At 63.6% G+C, this 9,968-nt stretch carries 12 protein-coding genes and 2 pseudogenes; 4 read left to right on the forward strand and 10 right to left on the reverse strand.

Annotation, left to right across the window (positions count from 1 at the left end):
* Nucleotides 1-69: 69 nt before the first annotated feature.
* From KHC24_RS23330 to KHC24_RS23370, 9 genes are all read right to left on the reverse strand, one after another.
* Complete coding sequence (locus KHC24_RS23330) at nt 70-447, reverse strand: helix-turn-helix domain-containing protein (RefSeq protein WP_213366507.1); 378 nt, start codon at nt 445-447, stop codon at nt 70-72.
* Nucleotides 444-740 carry a type II toxin-antitoxin system HigB family toxin gene (locus KHC24_RS23335; protein ID WP_213366510.1) on the reverse strand — a complete coding sequence of 99 codons (297 nt, stop codon included), beginning with the start codon at nt 738-740 and terminating at the stop codon, nt 444-446. Before KHC24_RS23335 ends, KHC24_RS23330 begins: the two co-directional genes overlap by 4 nt.
* A 114-nt stretch (nt 741-854) precedes the next feature.
* Entirely contained in the window at nt 855-2,297 is a 1,443-nt protein-coding gene (locus KHC24_RS23340; protein WP_213366513.1) for an amidase, read from the reverse strand.
* On the reverse strand, nt 2,294-2,518 hold the full coding sequence (locus tag KHC24_RS23345; protein WP_213366515.1) for a hypothetical protein: 225 nt from the start codon (nt 2,516-2,518) through the stop codon (nt 2,294-2,296). Before KHC24_RS23345 ends, KHC24_RS23340 begins: the two co-directional genes overlap by 4 nt.
* Nucleotides 2,515-3,333, reverse strand: a complete 819-nt coding sequence (locus KHC24_RS23350; protein WP_213366517.1) for an ABC transporter permease — start codon at nt 3,331-3,333, stop codon at nt 2,515-2,517. The genes KHC24_RS23345 and KHC24_RS23350 overlap by 4 nt, the downstream gene beginning before the upstream one ends.
* Nucleotides 3,330-4,502: an ABC transporter permease gene (locus KHC24_RS23355; RefSeq protein WP_213366519.1), complete on the reverse strand. Its 1,173-nt coding sequence runs from the start codon at nt 4,500-4,502 to the stop codon at nt 3,330-3,332. The genes KHC24_RS23350 and KHC24_RS23355 overlap by 4 nt, the downstream gene beginning before the upstream one ends.
* The gene (locus KHC24_RS23360) at nt 4,499-5,572 is read right to left on the reverse strand and encodes an ABC transporter substrate-binding protein (RefSeq protein ID WP_213366521.1); all 1,074 of its coding nucleotides are present in this window, start codon (nt 5,570-5,572) and stop codon (nt 4,499-4,501) included. The genes KHC24_RS23355 and KHC24_RS23360 overlap by 4 nt, the downstream gene beginning before the upstream one ends.
* A 31-nt stretch (nt 5,573-5,603) precedes the next feature.
* Nucleotides 5,604-6,725, reverse strand: a complete 1,122-nt coding sequence (locus tag KHC24_RS23365; RefSeq protein ID WP_213366523.1) for an ABC transporter ATP-binding protein — start codon at nt 6,723-6,725, stop codon at nt 5,604-5,606.
* Between the two features lie 8 nt (nt 6,726-6,733).
* Complete coding sequence (locus KHC24_RS23370; RefSeq protein ID WP_246547565.1) at nt 6,734-7,417, reverse strand: GntR family transcriptional regulator; 684 nt, start codon at nt 7,415-7,417, stop codon at nt 6,734-6,736.
* Nucleotides 7,418-7,617: 200 nt separating this feature from the next.
* On the opposite strand from KHC24_RS23370, the gene KHC24_RS23375 reads away from it, so the two are divergent.
* The 3 genes and pseudogenes from KHC24_RS23375 (at nt 7,618) to KHC24_RS25305 (ending at nt 9,373) form a co-directional block, all read left to right on the forward strand.
* On the forward strand, nt 7,618-8,454 hold the full coding sequence (locus KHC24_RS23375; protein WP_246547568.1) for a hypothetical protein: 837 nt from the start codon (nt 7,618-7,620) through the stop codon (nt 8,452-8,454).
* 24 nt (nt 8,455-8,478) lie between these two features.
* Nucleotides 8,479-8,673 (forward strand): annotated as a pseudogene (locus KHC24_RS25690) (helix-turn-helix domain-containing protein); the annotation flags it as partial.
* A complete protein-coding gene (locus KHC24_RS25305; RefSeq protein WP_246547605.1) occupies nt 8,654-9,373 on the forward strand; it encodes a LysR substrate-binding domain-containing protein in 720 nt (239 codons plus the stop codon). The pseudogene KHC24_RS25690 and the gene KHC24_RS25305, both read left to right, overlap by 20 nt.
* A gap of 23 nt (nt 9,374-9,396) precedes the next feature.
* On the opposite strand, the gene KHC24_RS23390 is transcribed toward KHC24_RS25305, so the two are convergent.
* Complete coding sequence (locus tag KHC24_RS23390; RefSeq protein WP_213366527.1) at nt 9,397-9,672, reverse strand: helix-turn-helix domain-containing protein; 276 nt, start codon at nt 9,670-9,672, stop codon at nt 9,397-9,399.
* A 66-nt stretch (nt 9,673-9,738) separates the two neighbouring features.
* Here KHC24_RS23390 and KHC24_RS23395 point away from each other — a divergent pair.
* A pseudogene (locus KHC24_RS23395) lies at nt 9,739-9,968 on the forward strand (cation:proton antiporter domain-containing protein); the annotation flags it as partial.

Below are 9,968 nucleotides of genomic sequence, written 5' to 3' on the forward strand. Positions count from 1 at the left end.
CGCCTTCGCAATGAGCTTGATCGTACCATCACCATCCCGCGGCGCGATGAAACCTTCCTTGGAGACGTTTTACGCCGCCAGCCTGTAAGGCCGCACCAGGACATCCGCCGGAATACCCCACTCCTTGCTCAACTTGCCGATCATATCGACAGTCAGGGCTCGCTTGCGGCGCAGGACTTCCGATGCGCGCGGTGCGGAGCCGAGCAACACCGCAAGATCCTGCTGCGTTCGCCCGGTCGCTTCAAGGAAAGCACGCAGCGCTTCGACAGGATCGGCATCTGGCAGTGGAAAGTGCCGCTCCTCATACGCCGCGATAAGGTCCGAGAGCACGTCGAAGCGGTCCCCTTCCGTCGAGCCCGGTTCAGGCTGTTGCTCGAAATAGCGAGTCACCTCGGCCAGCGCCCACTCATAGTCCGCGTCGGTCTTGATCGGTCGAATGTCCATCAAACGGTCTCCGGATCTATGGCGTCATATTCAGCGTGAGTGCCCACGAACTTGATCAACACCCGACGGAATGGATAGGCAACGTGGACGATGAGGCGGAACTTGTTGCCACCGACATCGAAGATCAGGCGGTTGTCCCCTATGAAATCCACGGTAGTCCCGAAGGTCGCTTTCACGTCCTGAGGGCCGGTCCACGCGGCCTTCGCCACGCGAGCATACCAGAGCACGAGTGGCGTCTCAGCTTGCGGATAGCGCTCCCAAAAGAGCTTGAGAGTCCGGCGAGCGATGATCTGCATAGGAGCTTATAGCGAATTCCCAGATTGGGAACAAGATGCTTTCCCAGATTGGGAAAAACTATCTCCACAGGCGGCGCCACTCGGAGTTGGACAGTATCCGTAGCGGCCGTATCCCTAATGCGCATAGAGCTCCCGCCGTTCTGACAGCGGAGGCTGCATGCCGGGACCGTCATCCATCTCATCCTTCGGCTCGATCCAGCCGGCCAGACCCACCCGCTCCAGCGCAGCGCCGGTCGCCAGGAGTTTCATATCCCGATGATGCGCACCGATCAGTTGCAACCCGATCGGCAGGCCGTCACCGTCCCGACCGATGGGAACGGTCAGCGCCGGATGACCGGTCAGGTTGAACAGGCAGGTGAAGTGCGACAGCGCATTGCCGACAGGCACCGCAACGCCCGCTAGTGACACCTGCTTCTGGTCCAGCGCTGGCGCGACGATCGGCGTCGTCGGCGTCATCAGCACATCGATATCCTTGAGCCGCTCGCTGACCTCGGCCTGCTTCGCGGCGATCAGCCGGAGCGCCTGCACATAATGCTCGGCCAGGATGAACTGGCCCTGAAGCAGCCCCTCACGCACATCCTCGCCATAGAGATCGAACCGGCGCTGGAGATTTGTCCGGTGCCAGGCAAAAGCTTCGACGAGCTGGACGGCCAGCGAGGCCGTGCGCACATGGGTGGCGTCCGGCATCACCACATCGACGATCTGGGCCCCGAGCCGGCGGCATTCCGCAATCAGCTGATGCACGCGCAGGGCAATGTCGGACGCCACATTCTCAAGATAGCCTCCCCTGGGTACGCCGATCCGCAGGCCGTGCAGCGAGTTGCCACGCTCGGAATGATCGGCATTCGCTGCCAAGACGGCCTCATCCGCCTCGCGAATGGCGAGGAACACCTCGGCCGCGTCGCCGCAGCTTCGCGTAAGAATCCCGGCATGATCCAGCGACCAGCAGAACGGCACCACGCCCTTCAGGCTGATCTGCCCGCGCGTCGGCTTGAAGCCGACAAGGCCGCACAGGCTGCCGGGAACGCGCACCGAGCCGCCCGTATCGGTGCCGATGGCAAACATGGCCGTCCGATTGGCGACCGCAACGGCGGAGCCGCTGGAGGATCCGCCCGCCAGGCGGCGTCGGTCATGCGGGTTAGCCGGCGTGCCAAAGGTCGGGTTGGCGCCGGTGATGCCATAGCAGAACTCGTGCAGATTGTTCTTTCCCAAAAGGATGGCACCAGCGGCCTTGAGCCGCTCCAGCGCCTGCGCGTCTCTGATGGGCCGGTAATCATGCATGGCGCGCGATCCGGCCGTGGTCGGCAGCGACACCGTGTCGAACACGTCCTTGCAGGAGAAGGGGATCCCGGCGAGGCGCCCCGATGCGCCGGCCTGCTCCACCAGACAAGCACGCGAGTGTGCGCCTTCCGCGCCGATCGAGACATAGCTGAGATCGCGATCATTGCGGGCTTCGGCTCGCGCCAGAAACGCCGCGGTCACCTCTTCCGGCCGGACCTCCCCGGAGACCATCAGCCGCCGGAGCTTGCGCAAGGACAGACGCGTGAGGTCGCTCATTGGCCTGTTTCCTGGAAAGGGGGGATTGCCGGTCCGATGTCGGCGAGATCCTCATCGGCGAGCCCCCGCAAGCCTGCCAGCAGATCACCCAGGCCACTGACGAGGCCATGCCCCGCCCCGTGTACCAGCGGCGCCAACGTCGCTGCAGGCCAGTCACGCCCGGCAAGCCGCGTAGCGACGTCGGCCAGGAAGTCGGCGTCGAGCCAGTCCGGACGGCTCATCGGCGTGCTCCTGCCGATCGCGCCGAGCGAGCGATCAGCATCGCTGCGAGCATGACGATGGTGACGAGAAGCACCATGAGCGTCGCTGCGGCGAGCACGGCGGGACTCAACTGATCCCGCACACCCGACCACATCTGCAACGGAATAGTGCGCTGGTCATAGCCGGCCAGGAATAGCGCGATGACGGCCTCATCGAAGGACGTGACAAAGGCGAATAGAGCACCTGAGGCGATACCGGGCGCGATCAGCGGCAAGGTCACCTTGAAGAAGGCGGCCAAGGGCGACGAGCCCAGAATGGATGCGGCGCGGAGCAGGCGCTCGTCAAAGTTGGTGAGCGTGCTGCCCACCGTCACAACCACATAGGGCGCAGCCAATGCGGTATGGGCGAGAATGATGCCGGCGAAGGATTGGGTAAGCCCCAGCGGCGCCAGGAAGAAATAGATCCCCGTGGCGAACAGGATGACCGGTACCACCAGCGGCGACGCGATGATGACCGCAAACATCTTGCGCGGTCTTGTCGGTAGCCGCCGCAATCCAAGCGCCGCCATCGTGCCAAGAAGGGTTGCCAGCGGCGTGACGACGGCCGCGATGCTCAGGCTGTTGCGCAGCGCCAGCCGCCACTGCGCGCTTTCCGCAATTTCCCGATACCAGCGCACTGACCAGCCAGACGGATCAAGCTGGAGCATGGCCGGCGTGAAGGAGAAATACGGTTCCGGATTGAAGGATAGCGGCACGATCACGAGGAGTGGCAGCACAAGGAAGGCCGCGATCAGGCCGCAGAGAAGATAGAACCCGAAACGGGCGAGCCGGTTCATGCGCGCAGCCCTCCGCGTTCGGCGAGGCGCGGCAGCGTCAAAGCGAGGAGCAGAACCGCGAGCAGGAGCAACGTCCCAAGAGCGGCAGCCAAGCCCCAGTTCAGGCTCCTCTGCATGTGAAAAGCGATCTGATTGCTGATGAGTTGGCCGGTTCGTCCTCCCACCAGGGCCGGGGTGACGTAGTAGCCAAGCGACAGGATGAAGACGAGCAGACCGCCGGCTGCAACGCCGGGATAGGTCAGCGGAAGATAGACGCGTGCGAAGGTTCGCAGTGGATGCGCTCCCAGGCTTGCAGAGGCGCGCACATAGGACGTCGGCAGTCCCGCCATCACCGAATAGAGCGGAAGCACGAAGAAGGGCAACAGCACGTGAACCATGACGATGATGGTGCCCGTCATGTTGTAGATCAGGTCCAGACGGCCGGTCTCGCTGACCAGCCCCATCGCGACCAGACCTTCATTGATGACACCGCGCCGCTGCAGCAGCACGATCCAGGCCGTGGCGCGCACCAGCAATGAGGTCCAGAACGGCAGCAGCACCAGGAAGAGCAGCAGCGTACGCAATGAGGGGCCGGACGCTGCCATGGCATAGGCATAGGGATAGCCGAGCAGCGCACAGATGAGGGTCACCAAGGCGGCGACCCAGGCGGTCCGCAGGAAGAGATCGACATAAAGCCGCCGCGCCTCCTCCTGCCGAACCAGCGCACCATCGGCCGTCACGGTCACATCAAGTGCGTTGAGCAGATGTCGCCCCGTCCAGGGCGAGGTCACGCGCGCCAGAATCCGCCAGAGATCGGGATCGCTCCAGCCTCGATCGATCCGCGTAAGCTCCGTGTCAGGCTCCCGCTCCAGATGTCGCACGGTGACGTCGATCAGCGCGCGAAGCCCATTCCGCTCGCGGTTGAGGCGTTGGGCGAGCCGACCGATCCGGTTGGTCGCGCTCGCCTCCCGTAGATCCGCGGTGACGGCTTTAGTGGCCATTTGCGGAACGCCAGTCCCGTCCCATCGAATGAGGGCCTGGCGCGTACGCGGCATGAGCTCGGCGATTTCCGGGTCATGGACGCTGCGCAGGAGCATTGTCGCGATGGGCGCCAGGAAGGCGATAGCGATAAAGGCGACCAGAGGAAGCACGAGCGCCAAGCCGGCGCGGGAGGGCGAGGCCGCGTTCATTGGACCAGCCACGCCGCATAACGTTCATTGATCGCGTCGCCATGAGCGGTCCACCAGGCGGCGTCGAAGGCCAGGGCGTTGTTGAAATTGGCCGGTGCCGTTGGAAGCGTGGCGGCGATCGCCGGCGCGATCAGCGGCTGGGAGGATCGACGCACAGGGCCATAAGCGATGTATTGGGTTTGCGCGGCGAGAGGCGCGGTGCCCGTGGCAAAGCGTACGAAATCGAGTGCCCGCTCCTTGGCTCCGGTACCGGCGACGACCGCGTAGTAGTCCGCATTCCAGATCTGCCGCTCCCAGATGATCTTCAGCGGCTTGGCATCCTCCGAGATAGCCGATTGGACGCGCCCATTATAAGCGGCAGAAAGCGCCACCTCGCCATCGGCGAGAAGTTGGATCATCTGCGCTCCGGTCTCCCAGAAGACGGCGTGATCCTTCACCGTGTCGAGCTTGGCAAAGGCACGGTCGAGACCTTCCGGCTTTGCCAACACCCGATAGACCTCAGAGGGGGTCACGCCATCGGCCATCAACGCCCATTCAAGTATGGCGTGAGGACGCTTGGGCAGTCCACGGCGGCCCGGAAATCTCTCCAGATCGAAGAAGTCCTCGATCCGGCTCGGCTTGGCATCGGGAAAGGCCGGATCGCTGAAGGCCAGCACATTGGACCAGATGACGGTGCCGACACCGCACTCATGAAGTGACCCGGTAACAAAGTCCTTGATGGCCGGAACCCCATCGGAGCCTGCCGGCAGTTGCGCCGGATCGATCTTCTCGAACAGACCGTCGGCGCAGCCACGATCAAGATCCTGCAACTCGACATCAACGATGTCCCAGTTCACCGTGCCCGAACGGACCTGGGCGGTGAGCTCGGCAAGTCCCCCATTGTAGTCGACCGACTTGATTGTCACGCCGGTGCTGGCGGTGAACGGATCATACTGCGACTTGCTCTGGCTTGCCGTGTATTGGCCGCCGAAGGAGGCGATGGTCAGAGCGTCCGCCGCGCTCGCGGGGCCAGAAGCGATCAGAAGGCAGAGAACGGCTGCGGACGACACTTTCGGGCACGCGATAACCATGGTGAACCTCCTTAAGATGGGAAGGGTGCGCTCAGGCGGCGAAGGCCCGTGCATCCTCTCGGCAGAAGCCGAGAGCGATGGTCGCGCCGCGCTCAGGGCGCGCGCTCTGGCCGCAATTGGGCAGTTTCCAGATGATCTCGGTGCCGTCGCGCATCCGGCAGCGCACACGGGAAACCTCGCCGAGATAGGTGATGTCGGCGACCTCCACCTCGACCGAGGATCCATCCCCGACCTGTGCCGGCCGCAGCCGCTCCGGCCGGACCGCAAGGCTCACCCGATCGCCGATGCGCGCGTCTGCGATGTTTCGCGCTTCAAGGACTGCGCCATCGGCGCAGCGGACATGGCAGAATTCGGTATTGGCGGCGATCACCATGCCGGTGATACGGTTGTTCTCGCCGATGAAGCCGGCCACGAAGGCGGTGCGCGGCGCCTCATAGAGCTCAGAGGGCGTTCCGATCTGGGCAATCCGCCCCGCTTCGAACACCGCGACGCGGTCGGAAAGCGACAAGGCTTCGCTCTGGTCGTGGGTGACATAGACGATGGTCGGTCGTAGCTCGCGATGGAGTCTGACAATCTCGTCCTGCATCTGCTCGCGCAGCTGCTTGTCGAGCGCGCCGAGCGGCTCGTCCATCAACACGAGCTGCGGCTTGTAGATCAGCGCCCGAGCCACGGCGATGCGCTGCTGCTGCCCGCCGGACAGTTGCGCCGGGCGCCGATCCCGCATGCCATCCAGGCGGATGAGCTGCAGCGCCCACGCGACACGCTCAGTGATCTCGGATTTGCGCCAGCCGCGCGCCTGGAGTGGATAGGCCAGGTTCTCGCCGACGGTCAGGTGCGGGAACAGCGCATAATGCTGGAACACCATGCCGATATTACGCTTATAGGGCGGCAGCCTGGACACGTCGCGCCCGCCGATCTCGATTGTCCCGGCGCTCGGCGGCTCGAAGCCGGCGAGCATCATCAGTAGGCTGGTCTTGCCGGAGCCTGAGGGACCGAGAATAGTCAGGAACTCGCCCGGGTGAACGTCGAGATCAAGCGCGTCCACCACCTTGGTGACGCCATCATAGCTCTTGTCGACGCAGCGCAGCACCAGAGCTTCCGCCTGGGGCCCGTTGCCTGATGGCGCCAGCGCGCTCGTGACCTTCATCAGCATGGGCACCCTCAATCGTGATCACCCAGCATGAAGCTGGTGATGCGGTTGAGGGTGCGGGCGATGTGGTTGCGCCGGATGAAGCCCACCGCGCGGATATCGCCAGCGGCGAGCGAAGCCAGGATTTCGGTGATCTCGTCGGCTTGTGCCGTGACCTCCGCCGACCAATTGAGTTCGGGCAGGATCTCGAGATAGGCGCGGATCGTCTTGTAGTAGAGAACCTCGGAAACCTGCCGGTATTCGGCATTGCCGGAAAGATGCAGGATCTCGTCCTGAAGCCGGTGGCTGATCTGGGCCAGGGCGCGCACATCGACCTGACCGCTCAGCGGCTGGCATTCGGCCAGAAGCTCGCGGAGCGTCGCGGTAATGGCGTCGAGCATGGACGCTGGGTTGAGGTCGCCGAGCAGTTCGGCAAGCTTCATGCGCAGCGCATAGGCATCGCGCAGGGATTTGAGTTCCACCGACGTTACCATCGAGCCGACATTGGGTGTGGTCTCGATCAGCCCTTCATTCTCCAGCGTCTGCATCACCCGCCGCATGGGGGTGCGGCTGACACCGAATTCGCGAGCGAGCTCGGCTTCGCTGAGTGCCGTGCCGGGCGGGTAAATCAGAAGACAGATGCGGTCGCGCAGGGCGCGGTGGATAGCGGAAAACCGCTCCCTCGGCGTGGGTCGGCTCTCAACAGTCACGGTCATGGCGGCCTCCTATTGTTCAAGTGGTACATCTTAAAGTATGTATCGTCAACGACAGCGTTCCGGATTCGATAACCGGTATACTGGTTTACGACGCGTAGCATAAGCTCATGAAATGTCTCGTACATTCCTGAATGTAGTTTGCCATTGCCCGCGCCGAACGCGAAAATTCCTCGCTATCACACGCGGGAATGCGAAGGCGGATGATGTCGATGAGCGGATCTGAATCGGGGGTGCGGGCGGCCAAGCACGACTTCTCGCCGACCTATGACCAGCCCTGGCCGCACGCCTATTACAAGGCTCATCTCGCTCTCGACTATATGATCTGCGACCGCACCCGGCCGGTGTTCGAGAACATCATCGCGCGCCTGCGCCGCCAGCGGCCGCATCGACCTCTCAAGATCGTGGATATCGGCGCGTCCTACGGTCTCAACGCGGCCCTGCTGCGCACTCCGCTCACCTTGGACGATCTCTACGCCGCCTATACCCTGGCGGATGGGCCGCTGGCGTCGCAACGCCTTGAGGATCACCAGGCCTTCTTCACGCGCCAGAAGCTGCGGGAGGACCTTGAGATCGTGGGCCTGGATCCAAGTGGGCAGGCGTTGCGCTACGCCCGTGACGTCGGCCTGATAGGAACGGCGATAGCTGCCAATCTGGAGACTGAACAACTCTCCCTTGAGGATCGTGAGGCCCTTCGTGATGCGGATCTGATCATCAGCACGGGGTGCGTTGGCTATGCGACCGCACAGACATTCCAGCGGGTCTATGAGGCGACCGCCGCCACCCGACCCTGGGTGGCGAGCTTCGCCATGCATCCCTTCGGCTACGGGGAGATTGCGGCCATGCTGGCGGAGTTCGGTCTCGTCACCATCGAGAGCGCCCACCTTCGGCAACGCCAGCGTTGGTTCTCGACCGAGCACGAACGCGCCTCCATCCTCGCCTTGATGGCCGAGCAAGGCATGGATGATCGGCTGGAGCGTACTACCGGCTATATCTACGCCGCCTTCCACCTGTCGACGCCTCGCGAGGACGGTGCATGAAGGCGCAGTGGGATACTGCCGCCATTGGCGCAGCGCCTGGATCCCTTCCTGCTGAAACATTGGCGGTTCATTCTAGCTGCGGCGGAAGAGGGCAGCTTCCGACGGGCAGCGGACCGGCTCGGGGTGCAGCAATCGACGCTGAGTCGGCGTATTCGTGACATTGAGGATGCCATGGGGGCCACCCTTTTTGCCCGGTCCCATGCCGGCGTGCGGCCGACTTTCGCCGGCCGTCGTCTGCTGGGACCCGCGCGGGAGATCCTGGCACACTGGCGGTGGAGCGCGCCGGAACCGCGCAGGATGGCGTGCTTCGCATCGGTCTCCCCCGATCACGCCGGGAGCACGCCTCACGCAGCTGCTTCTCCGATTCCTGCAGGTCTGTCCGCACGTCCGTGTCGAACTCGTCGATGCGGATCCGGCGTCGCAGTATCAGGCAGCGCGCCGGCATGAACTTGATGTCGTGATTGAAGCCGGGGCACCCGCGGTGAAGGGCGAGGCCGGACTCGATCTGTGGGACGAGCCTGTGCTTATCGTCATGGCAGAGCGGGATGTTCTGGCCGCGTCGCACGCGATCGGCCTTGATGAACTGGCCGGGCGGCATTTCATTTTCATGGCGGGCGACCCGGCTCTGCCCGTTTTCCGAGACCTCTTGGCCCACGTGCCTACCGTTTGCTTCTCCGTTGAGCCGCTCGCCCGGGAGACAAACCTCCTGCAACTGGTCGCGCTTGGCCAGGGCCTGACGCTGACGACCGTTTCCGTGTCATCTCATGCACCGGTCACCTGCCGTCCTCTCAAAGGACAGGGATTGCCGCTTCGTTCCGTCTGGTCACGCTCGAATCCCAACCCTGCCCTGACCCGGCTTCTGTCCGTCGCGCGCGAACTGAGGAAGTCGCCTGGCCATCGGGGCGCCGTCCGAACGTGATCTCCGCATATTCCGGTATCGTGTCACTTGATCCGGCTCGTGCCTGCGGCGCGCCTTTGCTTAGGTTGTGGCGCCGTCTCCTCCGCCATGCCGTCCGGTTCGACGAGCGCCACATGGCTCACGCTTAGAGCCAGCGCGATCTCGTACAGTGTGATGATCGTCGGGTTCTTGAGCCCGCGCTCCATGTCGGACAGATATTGCTGGCTGAACCCCGAACGCATGGCGAGCTCCTCCTGAGTCAGCTTTTGAGCCTGACGCAGGCGCGCGAGATTGCGGCCGACCAGCTTGCGCATGTCCATAGCGCAAGCGGTCGCGGATTCCGACGATCAAGTTTATCAACTATAATATGTATCGACTAATCTACCCTTGCCCAGGTCGCCAGCGCGATCGCGGGCCTGGGGCTGACGGGCGCGGTGGTGTTCGGGCTGTCAGGTCCGGTCGCCTTCATCGCCGGGGCGGGCTTCGTCCTGTCCTCGACCGCCGTCATCATGTCCATGCTGCAGGACCGGGGCGAGATCTCGAGCGCGGAAGGACAGAAGTCGGTCGCGATCCTCCTGTTCGAGGACCTGATGATCGTGCCGCTCCTGGCGATCGT

Source organism: Ancylobacter defluvii (assembly GCF_018390605.1).
Classification (GTDB): Bacteria; Pseudomonadota; Alphaproteobacteria; order Rhizobiales; family Xanthobacteraceae; genus Ancylobacter; species Ancylobacter defluvii.

Coding starts and splice junctions, on each gene's coding strand:
- KHC24_RS23335 (WP_213366510.1), bottom strand. CDS start 740: ATGCAGATCATCGCTCGCCGGACTCTCAAGCTCTTTTGGGAGCGCTAT.
- KHC24_RS23340 (WP_213366513.1), bottom strand. CDS start 2,297: ATGAGCGACCTCACGCGTCTGTCCTTGCGCAAGCTCCGGCGGCTGATG.
- KHC24_RS23345 (WP_213366515.1), bottom strand. CDS start 2,518: ATGAGCCGTCCGGACTGGCTCGACGCCGACTTCCTGGCCGACGTCGCT.
- KHC24_RS23350 (WP_213366517.1), bottom strand. CDS start 3,333: ATGAACCGGCTCGCCCGTTTCGGGTTCTATCTTCTCTGCGGCCTGATC.
- KHC24_RS23355 (WP_213366519.1), bottom strand. CDS start 4,502: ATGAACGCGGCCTCGCCCTCCCGCGCCGGCTTGGCGCTCGTGCTTCCT.
- KHC24_RS23360 (WP_213366521.1), bottom strand. CDS start 5,572: ATGGTTATCGCGTGCCCGAAAGTGTCGTCCGCAGCCGTTCTCTGCCTT.
- KHC24_RS23365 (WP_213366523.1), bottom strand. CDS start 6,725: ATGCTGATGAAGGTCACGAGCGCGCTGGCGCCATCAGGCAACGGGCCC.
- KHC24_RS23370 (WP_246547565.1), bottom strand. CDS start 7,417: ATGACCGTGACTGTTGAGAGCCGACCCACGCCGAGGGAGCGGTTTTCC.
- KHC24_RS23375 (WP_246547568.1), top strand. CDS start 7,618: ATGATGTCGATGAGCGGATCTGAATCGGGGGTGCGGGCGGCCAAGCAC.
- KHC24_RS25305 (WP_246547605.1), top strand. CDS start 8,654: ATGCCGGCGTGCGGCCGACTTTCGCCGGCCGTCGTCTGCTGGGACCCG.
- KHC24_RS23390 (WP_213366527.1), bottom strand. CDS start 9,672: ATGGACATGCGCAAGCTGGTCGGCCGCAATCTCGCGCGCCTGCGTCAG.